Annotated in this window: 14 protein-coding genes; 11 read left to right on the top strand and 3 right to left on the bottom strand. The window is 74.5% G+C overall.

All coding sequences use genetic code 11. The annotated features are described in order from the left end of the window. Positions 1 to 216: 216 nt before the first annotated feature. From ABIE39_RS07870 to ABIE39_RS07860, 3 genes are all read left to right on the top strand, one after another. Complete coding sequence (locus ABIE39_RS07870) at positions 217 to 1,167, top strand: transporter substrate-binding domain-containing protein (RefSeq protein WP_175009721.1); 951 nt, start codon at positions 217 to 219, stop codon at positions 1,165 to 1,167. Positions 1,168 to 1,311: 144 nt separating this feature from the next. Further along, positions 1,312 to 2,319 (top strand): ABC transporter permease subunit, encoded by a 1,008-nt coding sequence (locus ABIE39_RS07865; protein WP_175009720.1) that lies wholly within the window; start codon positions 1,312 to 1,314, stop codon positions 2,317 to 2,319. A gap of 50 nt (positions 2,320 to 2,369) precedes the next feature. Beyond that, positions 2,370 to 3,134, top strand: a complete 765-nt coding sequence (locus ABIE39_RS07860) for an amino acid ABC transporter ATP-binding protein (protein ID WP_354051249.1) — start codon at positions 2,370 to 2,372, stop codon at positions 3,132 to 3,134. A 94-nt stretch (positions 3,135 to 3,228) separates the two neighbouring features. Here ABIE39_RS07860 and ABIE39_RS07855 read toward each other — a convergent pair whose 3' ends face one another. Both ABIE39_RS07855 and ABIE39_RS07850 read right to left on the bottom strand, forming a co-directional pair. Further along, the gene (locus ABIE39_RS07855) at positions 3,229 to 3,441 is read right to left on the bottom strand and encodes a hypothetical protein (protein WP_128082896.1); all 213 of its coding nucleotides are present in this window, start codon (positions 3,439 to 3,441) and stop codon (positions 3,229 to 3,231) included. An 82-nt stretch (positions 3,442 to 3,523) separates the two neighbouring features. After that, positions 3,524 to 4,558, bottom strand: a complete 1,035-nt coding sequence (locus tag ABIE39_RS07850; RefSeq protein WP_175009719.1) for an OmpH family outer membrane protein — start codon at positions 4,556 to 4,558, stop codon at positions 3,524 to 3,526. A gap of 286 nt (positions 4,559 to 4,844) precedes the next feature. On the opposite strand from ABIE39_RS07850, the gene ABIE39_RS07845 reads away from it, so the two are divergent. Together ABIE39_RS07845 and ABIE39_RS07840 are read left to right on the top strand one after the other, a co-directional pair. Next, the gene (locus ABIE39_RS07845) at positions 4,845 to 8,591 is read left to right on the top strand and encodes a TM0106 family RecB-like putative nuclease (protein WP_354051200.1); all 3,747 of its coding nucleotides are present in this window, start codon (positions 4,845 to 4,847) and stop codon (positions 8,589 to 8,591) included. A 194-nt stretch (positions 8,592 to 8,785) separates the two neighbouring features. Further along, positions 8,786 to 9,538, top strand: coding sequence for a hypothetical protein (locus ABIE39_RS07840; protein WP_354051198.1), 753 nt, complete (start codon positions 8,786 to 8,788; stop codon positions 9,536 to 9,538). A gap of 144 nt (positions 9,539 to 9,682) precedes the next feature. Here the strand turns inward: ABIE39_RS07840 and cspE are convergent, their stop codons facing one another. Beyond that, on the bottom strand, positions 9,683 to 9,886 hold the full coding sequence (gene cspE / locus ABIE39_RS07835; protein ID WP_009861351.1) for a transcription antiterminator/RNA stability regulator CspE: 204 nt from the start codon (positions 9,884 to 9,886) through the stop codon (positions 9,683 to 9,685). Between the two features lie 652 nt (positions 9,887 to 10,538). Here cspE and ABIE39_RS07830 point away from each other — a divergent pair. The 6 genes from ABIE39_RS07830 to ABIE39_RS07805 all read left to right on the top strand — a co-directional run bounded on the left by ABIE39_RS07830 (position 10,539) and on the right by ABIE39_RS07805 (position 18,047). Next, a complete protein-coding gene (locus ABIE39_RS07830) occupies positions 10,539 to 11,792 on the top strand; it encodes a branched-chain amino acid ABC transporter substrate-binding protein (RefSeq protein ID WP_108051345.1) in 1,254 nt (417 codons plus the stop codon). 114 nt (positions 11,793 to 11,906) lie between these two features. Then, the gene (locus ABIE39_RS07825; protein WP_043657230.1) at positions 11,907 to 12,965 is read left to right on the top strand and encodes a branched-chain amino acid ABC transporter permease; all 1,059 of its coding nucleotides are present in this window, start codon (positions 11,907 to 11,909) and stop codon (positions 12,963 to 12,965) included. Next, the gene (locus ABIE39_RS07820) at positions 12,962 to 14,353 is read left to right on the top strand and encodes a branched-chain amino acid ABC transporter permease (RefSeq protein ID WP_209829002.1); all 1,392 of its coding nucleotides are present in this window, start codon (positions 12,962 to 12,964) and stop codon (positions 14,351 to 14,353) included. The genes ABIE39_RS07825 and ABIE39_RS07820 overlap by 4 nt, the downstream gene beginning before the upstream one ends. Then, complete coding sequence (locus ABIE39_RS07815; protein ID WP_021483128.1) at positions 14,350 to 15,414, top strand: ABC transporter ATP-binding protein; 1,065 nt, start codon at positions 14,350 to 14,352, stop codon at positions 15,412 to 15,414. Before ABIE39_RS07820 ends, ABIE39_RS07815 begins: the two co-directional genes overlap by 4 nt. Beyond that, positions 15,401 to 16,120, top strand: a complete 720-nt coding sequence (locus ABIE39_RS07810; RefSeq protein WP_074803624.1) for an ABC transporter ATP-binding protein — start codon at positions 15,401 to 15,403, stop codon at positions 16,118 to 16,120. The genes ABIE39_RS07815 and ABIE39_RS07810 overlap by 14 nt, the downstream gene beginning before the upstream one ends. Positions 16,121 to 16,181: 61 nt before the next feature. After that, positions 16,182 to 18,047: an outer membrane protein assembly factor BamB family protein gene (locus tag ABIE39_RS07805; protein ID WP_209829000.1), complete on the top strand. Its 1,866-nt coding sequence runs from the start codon at positions 16,182 to 16,184 to the stop codon at positions 18,045 to 18,047. Positions 18,048 to 18,057: the final 10 nt, after the last annotated feature.

Here is an 18,057-nt window from a genome sequence, read left to right as displayed (position 1 = left end):
GGCGGGTGCGGTTCGTCACGGTTCGGCGTCGATGTCCCCGCCGGTTTGGTGAGCGGGGCCGAACGGCCCCACACTCGTGCGCAGGTGCCGCGCACCGCCGGGTCCTCTGTTCCCCGTACGTTCCTCTGCCCTCACGGGCCGGGTGCTGACGTAACACGACGGAGACGATCGGTGTCTACGCTGCCCCTGCCCGGCCCCACACCGATCGGAGACACCATGCGTACGACCTCGCGGAAGCTCCCCCTCACCGGTCTCGTCGCGCTCGCCGCGACGAGCACCCTCCTGCTCGCCGCGTGCACCGACGCGTCCCAGACCGGGACGGACGGCAGCGCCTCGGGTTCCGGTGACGAGACGTCGGCGGCGCCGTCGTTCGACCCGTCGACGATCGAGGTCGACGACGCGGCCGCCGCGCTCCTGCCCGAGGACGTCGCCTCCGCGGGGACGCTCGTCGTCGGCTCGAACACCGAGTACGCGCCCGCCGAGTTCATCGACGCCGACGGCAAGACCCCGATCGGGTTCGACATCGACGTCATCAAGGCGGTCGGCGCGACGCTCGGGCTCGACGTCGAGGTCCAGTCGGCCGACTTCCCCGCGATCATCCCCGCGCTCGGCACCAAGTACGACGCGGGCATCTCCTCGTTCACCATCACCGAGGAGCGCATGCAGGAGGCGAACATGATCGCCTTCCTCAACGCGGGCTCCGCCTACGCGGTCGCGTCGGGCAACCCGGACGACATCGACCCCGAGAGCCTGTGCGGGGTGACCGTCGCCGTGCAGACGGGCACGGTCCAGGACGAGGACATCGCCGTCCAGAGCCAGGCGTGCACCGACGCCGGCGAGGAGAAGATCGACATCCTCCAGTACGACTCGCAGTCCGACGCCACGACGAACGTCGCGGGCGGCAAGGCGCAGGTCCTGTACGCCGACTCGCCGGTCATCGGCTACGCCGTCGAGCAGACGGGCGGCCAGCTCGAGCAGCTCGGCGACGTGTTCGACAGCGCGCCGCAGGGCGTCGTCGTCGCGAAGGACGACACCGAGCTCGCCGCCGCGATCCAGGCGGCGCTGCAGTCCCTCATGGACAGCGGCCAGCTCGAGGAGATCCTCGGGGCGTGGGGCAGCGGCGACGCGGCCCTGGAGACCGCCGAGCTCAACCCGTCCGTCGGCTGACGACCCTCTCGCCAGCCCCGTCCGTCCCGCCGTCCCGCGGGCGCCCACCCGGCGCCCGCGGCCGGCGGGCGGGAACGACCGCGCGGACGACGACGACCGTGCGGCCCGGCTCGCCCCCCGAGCCCCGACCCCCCGAGGTGCACCATGACGACCGGTAGCTCCCCCCGCGGCGCCGCCGCCGGACCGGGCGACGACCCGGTCCCCGACCGCATCCACGCCGTCCCCGTCCCCCGGCCCGGCCGATGGGTCTCCGCCGCCCTGCTGCTCGTGCTCGCCGCGATGGCGGCCAACGCCCTGCTGACGAACGAGAAGTTCCGGTGGGACGTCGTCTGGCTGTACTTCCGCGACGTGACGGTCGTGCGCGGCGTCGGCTGGACGCTCGTGCTGACCTTCGGCTCGATGCTCATCGCGATCGTCCTCGCCGTGCTCCTCGCGATCATGCGGCGCTCGGACAACCCCGTCATGCGGTCGGTGAGCTGGGGCTACATCTGGTTCTTCCGCGGCACCCCGATCTACACGCAGCTCGTGTTCTGGGGCCTCATCTCGGTGCTCTACCCGCGCCTGAGCCTCGGCATCCCGTTCGGGCCGGAGTTCTTCGAGTTCCGCACGGCGGACCTGTTCACCGCGTTCGTGTGCGCGCTCATCGGGCTCTCGCTCAACGAGGCGGCGTACCTCGCGGAGATCGTGCGCGCTGGCCTGGGGTCGGTCGACCCGGGCCAGACCGAGGCCGCGAAGGCGCTCGGCATGAAGGACGGCAAGATCCTCACGCGCATCGTGCTGCCGCAGGCCATGCGCGTCATCGTGCCGCCCACGGGGAACGAGACGATCTCCATGCTCAAGACGACGTCGCTCGTCCTCGCGGTGCCGTTCACGCTCGACCTGCAGTACTCGACGAACGCGATCGGCAACCGCCTGTTCCTGCCGATCCCGCTGCTCATGGTCGCCGCCATCTGGTACCTGCTCATCACGAGCGTCCTCATGGTCGGCCAGCACTACGTCGAGCGGTACTACGGCCGCGGGTTCGGCACCCAGACCCCGACCCGGCGCCGCGGGCGCGGCCCGGGCGGCCGCGGGCGGAAGCCGAGCCGGCAGGACCTCATCGCCGCGTCCGGCACGACCAAGGACGACCCCTTCCTGGAGGTGACCCCGTGAGCGGGACGCACGGCACGCCGTCGGGCACGACGACCACGGACGCCACGCCGATGGTGCAGGTCGAGGGCCTGCACAAGATGTTCGGCGACCTGCACGTCCTCAAGGGCGTGGACCTCGAGGTCCCGCGGGGCTCGGTGTGCGTCGTGCTCGGGCCGTCGGGCTCGGGCAAGTCGACGCTGCTGCGCTGCGTCAACGAGCTCGAGGAGATCACGGGCGGCCGCGTCCGGGTCGACGGCGAGCTCATGGGCTACCGCGAGGTCACCAAGGACGGCCGCGCGCGCCTGCACCGCCTGCACCCGAAGGTCGTGGCGCGGCAGCGTTCGCGCATCGGCATGGTGTTCCAGCGGTTCAACCTGTTCCCGCACATGACGGCGCTCGAGAACGTCGCTGAGGCGCCCGTCCAGGTGCGCGGGCTGAGCAAGGCGCAGGCGCGTGCGCGCGCGTCGGAGCTCCTGGACCGCGTGGGGCTCGCGGACCGCGCCGACCACTACCCGGCGCAGCTCTCCGGCGGCCAGCAGCAGCGCGTGGCCATCGCGCGGGCGCTCGCCATGGATCCCGAGCTCATGCTGTTCGACGAGCCGACGTCGGCCCTCGACCCCGAGCTCGTCGGCGAGGTGCTGGCCGTCATGCGCGACCTCGCGCGGTCCGGCATGACGATGATGGTCGTGACGCACGAGATCGGGTTCGCGCGCGAGGTCGCCGACACCGTCGTCTTCATGGACGAGGGCGTCATCGTCGAGCAGGGGACCCCGGAGCAGGTGCTCGGGGACCCGCAGCACGAGCGCACGCGGTCGTTCCTCGCCCACGTGCTGTAGGCGGCGTCGTCCCGGCGCGGGACGCGAGATCGGCCCGGGCGTCCGAGGTCGGCCCTCCGTGGGTCGACCGGGGGCGGTCGGGTCGATCCGGCGCTCAGCCGGCGCGGCGGCGGCGCGGGAGCGCGGGAGCGCCGTGCGCCGGCGCGAGACGGGGCGAGAGCCCCGTGGGCCGGGCGACCGTGACCATCTCCCCGCTGAGCGCCCGGCCGAGGTGCACGAGCGGCAGCATGTTCTCGTGCTCGACCACGAGGGCGTCGTAGATCGGGGTCTCGCTGTCGGGGGTGGGGGAGGAAGATCGCGTCAGCACGCCTCCCACTGTCGGTGAGGGACGTGTGTTCCGCGACCGGAAGCGGTGACGTGTCCGTGAGGCGTTCGTGGAGACCGCCGGGTCACCAGCCCCAGCCGCCCCAGTCCCAGCCGCCCCCGCCGCCGTCCCCGTCGCCGCCGTCGTTCCCGTTCCCGCCGCCGTTCCCGGGACCGTTCCCGGGACCGTTTCCCGGACGGTCCTCCTGCTCGCGCTCGTCCTGCTCCTTCTGACGGTCGTCGAGCTCCTGCGAGCGCTTCGACGCGTCCTCCTCGGCCTTCGCCACGGCCTCCTCGCGCTCCGTGAGCTGGGCCGTCGCGGCGTCGAGCTCGGCGCGCTGCGACTCGAGGTCGGCCCGCTCGGACTCGAGCTGCTCGCGCTCCGCCGCGACCTCGCTCTGCACGCGCTGCGCCTCGGCCTGCTCGCGCTGCGCCTCGCCCTGCGCCGAGAGCGTGAGGCCGATGCCCACGAGCAGCCCGACCGCGACGCCCGCGAGACCGACCGCCGTCGGGACGACCCACCGCCGCCCCCGGTCCGGCGCGTGGTCGCCGTCGTCGTCGGCCGCGGGCAGGGCGAGCGGCCCCACGGGGACGACGCCGGAGCGCCCGGCCCGGGCGGCGACCGCCGGAGCCGCGGCTGCCGTGGCGACGGGCGTCGCGCGGCCGACCGGGACAGGCGTCGGGCGCGCGGCCGGGACGGGGCCGGACGACGTCGGACGCGCGGCCGGGCCGTCGAGCATCCCGCCGAGCGCGGGGAGGATCATCGTCGAGCTCGCCACGGGGTGGTCGTCCACGGCGCCCGGGACCGGCGGGCGTGCCGGGACGGCGGCCGCGACGCGCGTCGCGTCGGCGTCGGGGCCGACCACCGGGGTGGCGCCCGACGAGCGGGCGCGCAGCGACCGGCGGGTCGGCGTGCCGGCCCCGGCGGGCAGCGGCTCGGTGGTGCGCAGGACGGGCGCCTCCGGGGGCGGCACGGGCCCGGGGGCCGGGGCGGCGTCGTCCGCCCAGAACACCCACCCGGGCGGGGGCGGCGGCCAGGACGGGTCCGGGTGCCACTCGGTCGTCGGGGTGAAGCCCTCGGGCACGGGCCACCCCGGCGGCGGCACGAAGCGTACGGCCATGGGTCCTCCTTCGGTGGCGCCCGCCGCGCGGGGGCGGGACGCCGGGAGCCGCGGGGCTCCCGGTCCGGCGTGGACGTGCCGCGGCGACGTCCGACGACGACGTCCGGGCGGGACGTCCGACGGGAACAGTAGGGGAGCCCTGCCCGTCGGCACGAATCGCCCCATCCCGGGCACGGGCAGGCCCAGGGGCGGCGCGGACGCGTGGGTGGCCGCTGGTAGAACGGACGCAGACCGACGGACGGTCGGCGGCGACGGCCGTCGGCGGCCGTCCGAACCGGAGGTGTGCGTGTTCCTCGTCGACGAGCCGGTGCTGCGGGCCGCGACCGTGGCCGACCGGCCCGGTGCCCGCGTGGCCCCACCCCGCGAGCAGGCGCTCGTGCTGTCGGCGAGCGACCTCGTCGTGGCCGCCGACTGCGAGTACCGGCTCCTGGTCCGGCTCGACGAGCAGCTCGGGCGCGCACCCCGCCGCGACGCGGGCGAGGACGTGATGCTCGCCCGCACCGCCGAGCTCGGCGCCCGGCACGAGCGCGAGGTGCTCGCGGGCTACGAGGCCGAGCACGGCCCGTTCGACCCGACGACGGGCCGCGGCGTCGTGCACGTCGAGCCGCCGCGCGGCACGTCGTGGGACGAGCTCGTCGCCGCCCAGGCGCGCACGCTCGCCGCGGTCGAGGCGGGGGCGGACGTCGTGCACCAGGCCGCCTTCTTCGACGGCGCGTTCCACGGGCGGGCCGACTTCCTCGTGCGCACGGGCACGGACGACGCGGGCGCTGCGCGCTACGCCGTCGTGGACGCCAAGCTCGCGCGCCGCGCGAAGGTCCCCGCGCTGCTCCAGCTCGCCGCGTACGCCGACCAGCTCGTCGGCGCGGGCGTCCCGGTGGACCCGGAGGTCTCGCTCGTGCTCGGCACGCGCGAGCGCACGTCGCACCGCCTGGCCGACCTGCTGCCCGTCTACCGGGACCGGCGCGAGCGGCTCGTGCGGCTCACGGCCGAGCACGTCGCGCGCGAGGGCCGCGCCCCGTGGGACGACCCGGCGGTCCGCGCGTGCGGGCGCTGCGCCGACTGCCGTGCCCAGGTGGAGGCGCGCCGGGACGTGCTCCTCGTGGGCGGCGTGTACGAGTCGCAGCGCGCGGCCCTGCACGCGGCGGGGATCCTCACGATCGACGAGCTCGCCGCCGCGACCGACGAGACGCCGGTCCCGGCGGGGATGAGCCGGTCGAGCTTCGCGCGCGTGCGGCGGCAGGCCGCGCTCCAGCTCGGCACCGGCCCGTCCGACGGCACGGTCGTGTGGGCCGACGCGTCCGGGCCGCACGAGCTGTCGTGGCGCATCGACGACCCGGCGCCGGTGCTCGCCCTGCCGGAGCCGAGCCCCGGCGACCTCTTCTTCGACTTCGAGGGGGACCCGCTGTGGACGGACGCGGGCGGCACGAGCTGGGGGATCGACTACCTGTTCGGGTGGGTCGAGCGCCCGGCGACGCCCGAGGACCGGCCGCCGTTCCACGCCCTGTGGGCGCACGACCTCGCGGCGGAGCGTGACGCGCTCGTCGCGTTCGTCGACCACGTCAACGCGCGCCGCCGCGTCCACCCCGACCTGCACGTCTACCACTACGCCGACTACGAGCGCGCGCACCTGCTCGCGATCGCCGCGCGGCACGGCGTCTACGAGGAGGAGGTCGACGACCTCCTGCGCGACGGCGTCCTCGTCGACCTGTACGCCGTCGTGCGGCAGGCGCTGCACGTGTCCGACCGCTCGCGGTCCATCAAGAAGCTCGAGCCGCTCTACATGGGCGACGAGCTGCGCACCGGCGACGTGACCACGGGCGCCGCGTCCGTCGTCGCGTACGCCGAGTACACCGCCCTGCGCGACGCAGGCCGCAGCGAGGAGGCGGCCGAGCTCCTCCAGGGGATCGCGGACTACAACCGGTACGACTGCGTGTCGACGCTGCGCCTCGCCGCGTGGCTGCGCGAGGCGGCCGCGGCGGTGGCCGGGGCAGCGGAGCGAGACACCGGCTCCGCGGCCGCGACGACCGATACGGCGGCCGCGAGCGTCGCGGCTGCCACCACCGGCGCGGCTGCCGCGCCCGGCGCGGGCGAGCGGGAGCGGTCGTCCGCGGTGCTGCTGGAGGAGGAGATCCGGCAGGCCGTCGGCGAGGACCGCGCGCGGCGCACGGCGGACGAGCAGGCGCTCGCGATGTACGGGGCGGCGGCCGGCTACCACCGGCGCGAGGCCAAGCCGTTCTGGCACGAGCACTACTCTCGGCTCGCGCTCCCGCCGGACGAGTGGCTGGGGCGGCGGAACGCGTTCCTCGTCGAGCAGGCGGAGGTCGTCTCGGGGTGGGAGGTCGAGCCGGGCCGGCGCACGTGGTCCCGGCGCCTCGAGCTCGTCGGGCGGCTGCCCGAGGGCAGCGACCTGCGCGTGGGCGTCGCCCCGTTCGTGCTCTACGACCCTCCCTTGCCGCCGTGCGCCCGGACGGCGGTCGACGGCGTGCGGGGCTGGCTCGGCGGCGGGGCGATCCTCGACGTCGGGCGCCGCGCGACGCCGGCGGGCGAGCGCGACGTGCTCGTCGTGCGCGAGCAGCTCCCGACGAGCGCGGAGCCGTTCGACGCGACCCCGGTCGCGCTCACCCCGTCGCCCGGGCCCGGCACGAAGCCGCTCGAGGCCGCGACCGAGGAGGCCGCGCGCCGCGCCCTCGCCACGTGGCGGGCCACGGGCTCGCTCCCGCAGGACGCCGCGACCGACGTGCTCCTGCGGCGCCCGCCCCGCCTCGTGCCGCCCGCCGCAGCCCGCGCAGCCGACGGCGTCGACGCCGACAGAGCGGCGGTCGGTGCGCTGCCTCCGGCCGAGGAGGACGTCGTCGACGCGGTGACGGCCGCCGTCGAGCGCCTCGACGGCTCGTACCTCGCGGTGCAGGGACCGCCCGGGACGGGCAAGACGTACGTCGGGGCGCGGGTCGTGGCACGGCTCGTCGCGCAGGGGTGGCGCGTCGGGGTCGTGGCGCAGTCCCACGCCGTGGTCGAGAACCTGCTGCGCGCGGTCGTGCTCGGCGCAGGCGTGCCGCGCGAGCTCGTCGCGAAGAAGCTCGCGGCGGACGGTCCGTCGTCGCGCGCCGTGTACGCCGAGCTCGACGGCGCCCACCTCGCCGCGTTCGCGACCGAGCCGGGTCCGCGCGTCGTCGGGGGCACCGCGTGGGACTTCTCCGCCGAACGGCTGCCCGCGGGCACGCTCGACCTGCTCGTCGTCGACGAGGCGGGCCAGTTCTCGCTCGCGAGCACGGTCGCGGTCGCGCGGTCGGCCCGCCGGCTGCTGCTGCTCGGCGACCCGCAGCAGCTCCCGCAGGTCAGCCAGGGCCGCCACCCCGAGCCGGTCGACCGCTCGGCCCTCGCCTGGCTCGCCGACGGCCACGGGGTCCTGCCGCCCGAGCGCGGCTACTTCCTCGCCACCACGTGGCGCATGCACCCGGACCTCGCCGCCGCGGTCTCGACGCTCTCCTACGAGGACCGGCTGCGGGCGCACCCGAGCGCCGCGGCCCGCCGCCTCGACGGCGTCGCCCCCGGCGTGCGGCAGGTGCTCGTGGAGCACGCGGGCAGCACCGTGCGCTCCACGGAAGAGGCCGCCGAGGTCGTGCGCCAGGTCGCGGACGTCCTCGGCCGGTCCTGGACCACGACGGTCGACGGCGTCGCGCACGAGCGTCCGCTGGGGCAGGGCGACGTGCTCGTCGTCGCCCCGTACAACGCGCAGGTGTGGGCGGTGCGCGACGCCCTCCGCGACGCGGGCTACCCGGACGTCGAGGTCGGGACGGTCGACCGGTTCCAGGGCAAGGAGGCGCCGGTCGTCATCCTCACGCTCGCGGCGTCGTCCGGGCACGAGGCGTCGCGCGGGCTCGGGTTCCTGCTCTCGCGGAACCGCCTCAACGTCGCGGTGTCGCGTGCGCAGTGGAGCGCGGTCGTCGTGCGCTCGCCCGGTCTCACCGAGGCGCTGCCCCGGTCGGCGCGCGGTCTGGAGGAGCTCGGCGCGTTCCTGGCCCTCACGTCCTGACAGGCGACGCCCCGGTGTCGGGGCCGCCGGGACCGCCCACCGGAACGACCGCCGGGACGACCGCCGGGACGACCGCCGGGACGGTCGCCGGAACCGCGGGCCGGTGCGCGTCGTTGGTCGGGGAGTGAGCCGTACCCGGCCACGACCCCGGCGCGAGCGCACGGCGCAGCGCCCCCACTCCCGGAGGACGACCCATGGGATTCCTGGACCGGCTCCTCGGCCGCGAGCCGCGAGACCACGGCGGCGCGCCGCAGCACACGGGCCCCTACGGCGCCCAACCCCCGACGCAGCCCGCGAACCCCTACCCGACCCAGTACCCGGCCCAGCAGCCCGCGTACGGCAGCGCCCCGCAGGACGCCCGGCCGGCGGCCGGGCAGCGCACGCCGGACCAGGTCGCGATCGACCGGTACCGCTACCTGCTCCGCACCGCGCCGCCGGACGCCGTCGAGCAGGCGCACGCCGAGGCCTTCGCCCGGCTCACGCCCGAGCAGCGCCGACAGGTGCTCGCCGAGCTCGGCGAGCAGGTCCCGGCGGGAGAGCGGGCGACGTCGGACGCCCCGCAGGACCTCGCGCGCATGGCGACGCGGGCGGAGATGCGGCAGCCCGGGACGCTGGAGCGCACCTTCGCGGGCCGGGGCCAGGCGGGCCCCGGCTTCGGCGCGATGGTCGGCTCCAGCCTGCTCGGCACGATCGCGGGCGTCGTCATCGGGTCCGCCGTCGCGAACGCCCTCTTCGGGCCCGCGTTCGCGGACCCGAGCCAGCCCGTGGCCGAGGACACGGCAGCGGGCGCCGGCGAGGACCCGGGCGCCGCCGAGGGCGGCGCGGACGGCGGTGCCGTCGAGGCGTCGGGCGGGGACCCCGCGGGCGGTGCCGACGGCGGCGGGTTCGACGGCGGGGGCTTCGACGGCGGCGGGTTCGACGACTTCGGCGGCTTCGGCGAGTTCTGAGAGCGGCTCCGCGCCCGGTGGCATCTGGCGCAGCGACCGACGCCGCCGCGGCTCCCCGAAACGCACGAGTGCCCCCGACCGGACGGTCGGGGGCACTCGGTGAACGATCGATCGGTGCGGCGAGCCGCTACCGAGGAGATCGGGTCAGACCGGGCGGATGTTCTCCGCCTGCGGGCCCTTCGGGCCCTGCGTCACGTCGAACTCGACGCGCTGGTTCTCCTCCAGCGTGCGGAAGCCCTGCGACTGGATCGCGGAGTAGTGCGCGAACACGTCGGCGGAGCCGTCCTCGGGGGCGATGAAGCCGTAGCCCTTCTCGCTGTTGAACCACTTCACGGTTCCGGTAGCCATTGTTACTCCTTCAAGAGTGTGGAAACACCCCCCGCGGGCGCAGGGGAGTACATCACGGTGTTCGTCGTCAACTCTTGGGTAACAAGGTCCGCCGGGCACCCGCCGGGTGGCGGTCACGTCGACGCGAGGACAAGCGAGGCACTGCAATCTCGGAGACAACCGTACATGGTAGGCCCCCTCTTGGCCATGGGTTGCCGAGAGCTGTCGTGCAGACGCTCGCGGCGGCCACGACGGCGGGCGCAGGGAGCGCGCCCGGAGGCGCCCGGACGTTCCCCGGGAGGCCCCCGCGAGGTGCGAGGAGAGCGCCGCCGAGGAGGGCGTCGAGGGCTCGGAACGGGACGTTCGTACCGTTCACGGAACGAAACGAGACCCTTGCGTTACGAGTCGGTAACAACTCCCTGCGTCTCACGAAACCCGATCCGCCTACGTTCACGTCACCCAGGAACGCGGAGGCGCCCCCTCCCGCGGATCCGTGGGTCCGGAGCCCTCCGAGATGCCGCGGAGGGCTCCGGACGGCGCGGCCGCGGGGAGGTTTCGTCCCCGGGTGACCTGTGTCACTATTCAGCACGCAATTCAGTGTTGAATTCAGCGATCGACCGCGGAGAGAGGCGGCTTGGCTGCCTCCGCGGGGATCAGGACCACGGAGGTTGGCATGCATCGCACAGCACGACGGGCGAGCGGGGGTGCCGCCCTGCTCCTCGCGGCCACCCTCGTCCTCACCGCCTGCGGTCCCCAGTCCCAGGGCGGCGGCGACGAGACGACCGGGACGTCGACCGAGACTGACGACGGCGGCGGCTCGGCCGACCTGAGCATCGTCCCGTCGGTCCAGATCGACATCGACGGTGCCGAGGTCGAGGCGACCGCGGCCGGCAACCCGGTGGACCCCGCCGGTGACGGCAGCGCCGAGTGCGCCGACGGCACCTCGATCGCGGTGGCCGGAGCCCTCACGGGCCCGAACGCCGCGCTCGGCCTCAACATCCAGTACGGCGCCCAGGTCGCGGTGGACGCGTTCAACGAGGCGAACCCGGGCTGCCAGGTCACGCTGAAGCCGTTCGACACCGAGGGCGACCCGCAGAAGGCGACCCAGGTCGCCCCGCAGATCGTCGGCGACGCGAGCGTGCTCGGCCTGCTCGGCCCGGCGTTCTCGGGCGAGACGGCCGCCACGGGCGACGTGTTCAACCAGGCCGGCCTGCTGTCGCTCACGGCGTCGGCGACCAACCCCGACCTCACGAAGAACGGCTGGACGAACTTCTTCCGCGGTCTCGCCAACGACGCCGTCCAGGGCCCGTCGGTCGCGAAGTACCTCGTCAACACGAAGGACTTCGGCAGCGTCTGCGTCGTCTCCGACAACTCGGACTACGGCATCGGCCTCGCCCAGCAGATCACCGAGGGCCTGGGCGACGCGGCGAACGAGGACTGCGCCGCCGAGGTCAAGACCGGCGACAAGGACTTCTCGGCCGCCGTGCAGATCATCTCCGGCGCCGACGCGGACGCCGTCTTCTACGCCGGCTACTACGCGGAGGCCGCGCCGTTCGTGCAGGGCCTGCGCGACGGCGGCGTCGACATCCCGTTCGTCTCGGCGGACGGCACGAACGACCCGCAGTTCGTCTCGCAGGCGGGCGCCGCGTCGAAGGGCGCGATCCTCTCCTGCCCGTGCGGCCCGGCCCCGGACGACTTCGCGGCCACCTACGAGGAGACGAACGGCCAGGCGCCGGGCGTGTACTCGGTCGAGGGCTACGACCTCGCGACGATCATGCTCACGGGCATCGCCTCCGGCGTGACCGACCGTGCGGGCCTGATCGACTACGTGGCGAACTACTCCGGTGAGGGCCTGGCCCGCGCCTACGAGTGGGACGACACGGGCGAGCTCGCCTCGGCGCTCATCTGGATCTACGAGGTCCAGTAGTCCGACGACGACGGGCGCCCCGCCCCGACGTCCCCGCCCCGCGCGGGGACCGGTCGGCGGGGCGCCCGTCGTGGACCACGACCTCGTACCCCAGAGAACGAACCAGGGAGCGTCATGCCCGCTCTTGCTGACGCGCTGATGCACAGCGCGACCGCCGGCCCCCTCGTCCACCAGTCCCTCATCGACTTCAACATCGCGGGCCTCGCCCGGAACTTCTGGGGCCTCACCATCGAGGGCCTCACCTACGGCGCGATCTACGCGCTCGTCGCCGTCGGCTACACGCTCGTCTACGGCGTGCTGCGGCTCATCAACTTCGCCCACTCCGAGGTCTTCATGCTCGGCATGTTCGGGCAGTACGCGACGCTCATGCTCCTCGGCTTCTACCCGAGCGGGAACGCGTACGACAAGGGCATCGCCCTGACGGTGCTCTACCTCGGCATCGCGATGCTCGGCGGGATGCTCGTCGCGGGCGGTGCCGCCGTCGGGCTGGAACGCGTGGCGTACCGGCCGCTGCGACGGCGCGGCGCACCGGCGCTCGTCTTCCTCATCACCGCGATCGGGATGTCGTTCATCATCCAGGAGTTCGTGCACTTCGTGCTGCCGAAGCTCACGGGCGGCACGCTCGGCGGCGTCAACGCGCAGCAGCCGATCCGGCTCGTCCAGCCCGAGGTGCAGTTCACGATCGGCGGCGCGCCGGTCACGAACATCACGCTCGTCATCATCCTGTCCGCGCTCGTCCTCGCGCTCGCGACCGACATGTTCATCAACCGGACCAAGTTCGGCCGCGGCATCCGCGCCGTCGCGCAGGACCCGGTGACCGCGACCCTCATGGGCGTCTCGCGCGAGCGCGTCATCATGCTGACGTTCCTCATCGGCGGCATCCTCGCCGGCGCGGCCGCGCTGCTCTACACGCTGCGCGTGCCGAACGGGATCATCTACTCCGGCGGCTTCATCCTTGGCATCAAGGCGTTCTGCGCCGCGGTGCTGGGTGGCATCGGCAACCTGCGCGGCGCGCTGCTCGGAGGTCTGCTGCTCGGCGTCATGGAGAACTACGGCCAGGTCGTGTTCGGCACGGAGTGGCGCGACGTGGTCGCGTTCGCGCTCCTCATCATCGTCCTGATGTTCCGCCCGACGGGCATCCTCGGGGAGTCGCTGGGGAGGGCCCGCGCATGAGCACCTCGACACCCGCACCTTCACCCGGCCCCGCGCCCGACGGCGGTCGCCCCACCGCGATGCCGCCCGCCGGCCGCGTCGCGACGAAGGACCGGCCGCACAGCGGCGTCGGCGACCGGCTGCGCCTGTGGTGGGACGCCCAGGCCCGGCCCACCCAGTGGGCGATCGGCGTGCCGTTCCTGCTCTTCCTGGCGCTCGTGCCGATCCTCAACATCCCGGTGCTCACCACGGTGGGCACCAACTTCGGCGGCGTCATGGCGCAGTTCGGCATGATCGCTCTCATCGCCATCGGCCTCAACGTGGTCGTCGGCCAGGCGGGCCTCCTCGACCTGGGCTACGTCGGCTTCTACGCCATCGGCGCGTACACGGTCGCGATCCTCACGAGCCCCGACAGCCCGTGGAACCAGACCGACGAGTGGCTGTCGAAGGACTGGGCGTGGCTCGCGGCGCTGCCGATCGCGGTCGCGATCACATCGTTGTCCGGGCTGATCCTCGGCTCGCCGACGCTGCGCCTGCGCGGCGACTACCTCGCCATCGTCACGCTCGGCTTCGGCGAGATCGTCCGCCTCCTCGCGGACAACCTCGACGAGCTGACGGGCGGCGGCCAGGGTCTGCGCGGCGTCGCCTACCCCCGGGTGGGCGTCACGGAGGAGCTGCCCAACGGCGTCTTCTCCGCGGGCAACGCCGCGGGCACGCTCAACTCGGGCGTGTGGTGGTACTGGCTGAGCCTCGTGTTCATCGTCATCTCGCTGCTGCTCGTGGGGAACCTGGAGCGCTCGCGCGTCGGGCGCGCCTGGGTCGCGATCCGCGAGGACGAGGACGCGGCCGAGATCATGGGCGTCCCGACGTTCCGCTTCAAGCTGTGGGCGTTCGTCATCGGGGCGTCGATCGGCGGCGTCGCGGGCGCGCTCTACGCGGGGCAGGTCCAGTTCGTCATCCCGACGAACTTCAACGTCATCAACTCCGTGCTCTTCCTGTGCGCCGTCGTGCTCGGCGGCCAGGGGAACAAGCTCGGGGTGATCCTCGGCGCGTTCATCATCGTGTACCTGCCGAACTTCTTCCTCGGCCGCACGGAGCTGTTCGGCATCCCGATCAACGGCAACGAGATCGCGAGCTACCGGTACCTGTTCTTCGGGATCGCGCTGGTCGTGCTCATGATCTTCCGCCCGCAGGGGCTCCTCCCCGTCCGGCAGAAGCTCCTCGCCTACGGGCGCGAGCTCTACGTCGCCGCGCGCCGCGCGGCGCAGGCCGTCACGCGCGGCGGGTCCGACGACGGCGCCCGGCCGGGCTCCCCGGCCGTCGCGACGGCGTCGGGCGGCTCCCGCGCGACGGGCACGACGACCGGGACCGGCGCAGACGGCACGACGACCGGGGAGGAGACCCGATGAGCACCCACGACCCCGGCGGCATCGGCGCGGGCGGCGAGCACGGCGACGAGCACCTCGCGTCGTCGGGCCGCGCCGACTCGTCGCGTGCCGACCTGTACATGCCCGGAGCCGTCCTCGAGGAGCCGGCGGTCGTCGACGTCGCGGACGTGCGCCCCGAGCTCGCGAACCCCGAGCTCGTCGACGCGATGGTCGCGCCGGACCGCACGGTCCACGCGCGCGTCGGCGAGCCGCTGCTCCAGATGCAGAACGTCACGGTCCAGTTCGGCGGCCTCGTGGCGCTCGACGACGTGACGTTCGACATCCGGCGCGGCGAGATCCTCGGGCTCATCGGCCCGAACGGCGCGGGCAAGACGACCGCGTTCAACGCGATGACGGGCGTCTACCGGCCCACCCAGGGGCAGGTCGTCTTCGACGGCTCCCCGGTGGGCAAGCTCAAGCGCTACCGGATCACGCAGCGCGGCATCGCCCGCACGTTCCAGAACATCCGCCTGTTCAACGAGATGACCGCGCTGGAGAACGTCGTCGTCGGGTCGGACGCGCGGCACCGCACGTCGGTCCCCGGGGCGCTGCTGCGCACACCGCGGCACCGGCGCGAGGAGCGGGACGCGATCGACCGTGCGCTCGCGCTGCTCGAGTTCGTCGGCGTCGGCGGGCGCGCGACGGAGAAGGCGCGCAACCTCTCGTACGGCGACCAGCGCCGGCTCGAGATCGCGCGGGCGCTGGCGACCGAGCCGAAGCTGCTGTGCCTCGACGAGCCGGCGGCGGGCTTCAACCCGGCGGAGAAGGAGTCCCTCATGGACCTCATCCGCCACATCCGCGACGACGGGTACACCGTCCTGCTCATCGAGCACGACATGCGCCTCGTGCGCGGGGTGACCGACCGGATCGTCGTGCTCGAGTTCGGGCGCGTCATCGCGGACGGCACGCCGGACGAGGTCACGAACGACCCCAAGGTCGTCGCGGCGTACCTCGGCGTCCCGGACGAGGAGCTGGCCGGCCCGGACGGCGTCGGGCCCGCGGCCCCCACCACCGAAGGAGGCAGCGGCCATGCCCCTGCTTGAGCTGCAGGACATGACGGTCGCCTACGGGCGGATCGAGGCCGTGCGCGGCATCTCGATCACCGTCGACGAGGGTGAGCTCGTCACCCTCATCGGGGCCAACGGCGCCGGGAAGACCACGACGATGCGCGCCATCTCGGGCATCCGCCCGGTGGCGCGCGGCAAGGTGCTCTTCGACGGCAAGGACATCACGAAGATGAAGGCGCACCTGCGCGTGCTCGAGGGCATCGTGCAGGCGCCCGAGGGTCGCGGCATCTTCCCGGGCATGACGGTCGTCGAGAACCTGGAGATGGGTGCGTACGCGCGCACGTTCGCGTCGAAGGCCGAGCACGACGAGACGGTCGAGCGCGTCTTCGACCTCTTCCCGCGGCTCGCGGAGCGCAAGGAGCAGGTGGGCGGCACCATGTCGGGCGGCGAGCAGCAGATGCTCGCGATCGGGCGCGCGCTCATGGCCCGGCCGCGCCTCCTGCTCCTCGACGAGCCGTCGATGGGCCTCGCGCCCATGGTCATCCAGCAGATCTTCCGCATCGTGTCGGAGATCAACGCGCAGGGGACGACGGTGCTGCTCGTCGAGCAGAACGCCCAGCAGGCGCTGTCCCGCTCGCACCGCGCGTACGTGCTCGAGACGGGCGAGGTCGTGCGCAGCGGCGGCGGCCGGGAGCTGCTCGCGGACTCGAGCATCAAGGAGGCGTACCTCGGGGTCGCGTGACGGGCGGACCCGCCCGTGCCAGGCGGGTCCGCCGCCCGACGGGCTGCCCTAGGCTGGCCGCGTGCCGCTCCGACGACGTGACGCCCGGGACCGACTGACCTTCGAGCTGGTCGAGTCCGAGGACGTCGACGGGGACGACGAGCTCGGCGCGGACGGCCCGGGCGCGGACCCGTCGGGCGCGTCGGGCGGTGCTCGGTGGATGCCGTCCGGTGCGCCGCGGGGCCCGATGTCGGGCACGACGCCGGTCGTCCGAGCGTCGTTCGAGGCCCCGGACGACCCGGCAGGGCCAGGCGGACCGCACGGGAGCGAGCCGGCCGGGAGCAGCCCGGCCGAGGAAGGCTCGCCCGAGGACGGATCGCCCGAGGTCCGGCCCGCCGAGGGCGGGCCGACCGAGCGTGGGGCGGCCCGCCGCGGCCGACGCGCGATCGTCGTCGCCGCGGCCGGTGTCGCCCTCGTGCTCGGCGGGATGCTCGCGGTCGACGCGTGGCAGGGGCGGGCCGACGTGGAGCGGCTGCGGGCCGCGCCCGGCGGCCTGGAGCCGCTGCCGGACGCGCCCGTCGAGCGCTGGTCGGCCGACGTCGAGGTCACCGGCGGGCTCGCGTTCCTGCCCGGGGTGGTCGTCACGGTCGAGGACGGGACCGCCGTGGGGCGGTCGCTCGACGAGGGGGTGGAGCGCTGGCGCGCCGACGTCGGCGCCCACGCGTCGTGCGGCGGCCAGCTGCTGTGGTCGCTGCCCTTCGGTGAGCCCGCCTCGACGCTCGTGTGCGTGGCGCCGGTGCCGGACGCCGTCGGCCCCGGCGGCGTGACCGACCTGCCGCTCGACCCCGCGACCGGCCGCGTCCTCGCGTCGGGCTGGGCGGTCACGGTGCTCGCCGCCGACGGCGAGGTGCTCGGGCGTCGCGACACGACGTCCGCCGGCGGCGCGCCGATCCCCGGGACGGGCGGCGTGCTCCTCCGGGCCCAGCGCGTCGGCGAGGTCCCCGCGGGCGACGGCGCCGTCGTCGAGCAGGACGTGGCCACCGGGGAGGTCGCCGACCTCCCCCTGGGGCGCCCCGCCGTCGTCCGCGTCGAGGACGCGCTCACGGGGGACGCGCGGTGGGAGGCCGACGTGCCGTTCGTCGCGGGGGCCGGGCAGTGCATCGGCTGGACCGAGGTGGACGGGACGGAGACGATCCGGGCGGAGCTCGAGAACCTGTGGACCGCGATCGAGCCGCGCCTCGTGCGCGTCGAGGGCTGCGGCGTCACGGGATGGTTCACGCCGGACGGCGAGCGCCTCGACGACCCCGACAACCCCCTGGACTCGGTGGTGGCGCTCCCGGACGGGACGTACTACCGCGACCCGACGGGGTACGGCTCCGCCTGGGGCTCGTCGTCGGCCGCTCGGAACGACGCGGCGCCCGCCGTCCTCGGGGCCGACGGCGCCGTGCGCTGGGAGCCGCCCGGCCCGGTCCTCGTGCCCCGCTCGACCGACGGCTCGGACGCGCCGCTCCTCGCCCGGTACGAGGGGGAGCTCGTCGCGCTCGACGGGGACGGCCGCGAGCGGTGGCGCTCGTCCGAGGTGGTGGCGCCCGAGACGGTGCTCGTCGCCACGCACGACACGGTGGTCGTGTCCGGGGGGTCCAGCACGGGCTGGATGACCGGGCTCGACGCGACGACGGGGCGGGTGCGCTGGTCCCTCGACCGCGAGACGGTCGAGGCCGCGGCCGGCGGGAGCGTCGGCTGGACGGAGACCGCCTACACGGACGGGCGGCGAGCGATCCTGCTCGCCTACCAGGACGACGGCAGGACGGACCTTCTCGCTCTCGACCTCGCCGACGGGCACGTCGCGTGGTCTGCCGAGGGCGGGTCGGACGACGGTTCCTGGCCCGTCCCTCTCCAGGGCCGGCTCCTGCGGGTCGGGCCGTCGGAGGTCGTCCGGCTCGGTTGACGACCGGCCT

Source organism: Cellulosimicrobium sp. 4261 (assembly GCF_040546915.1).
Taxonomy (GTDB): domain Bacteria; phylum Actinomycetota; class Actinomycetes; order Actinomycetales; family Cellulomonadaceae; genus Cellulosimicrobium; species Cellulosimicrobium cinnabarinum.
This window is presented reverse-complemented; position numbering and strand designations above follow the sequence as displayed.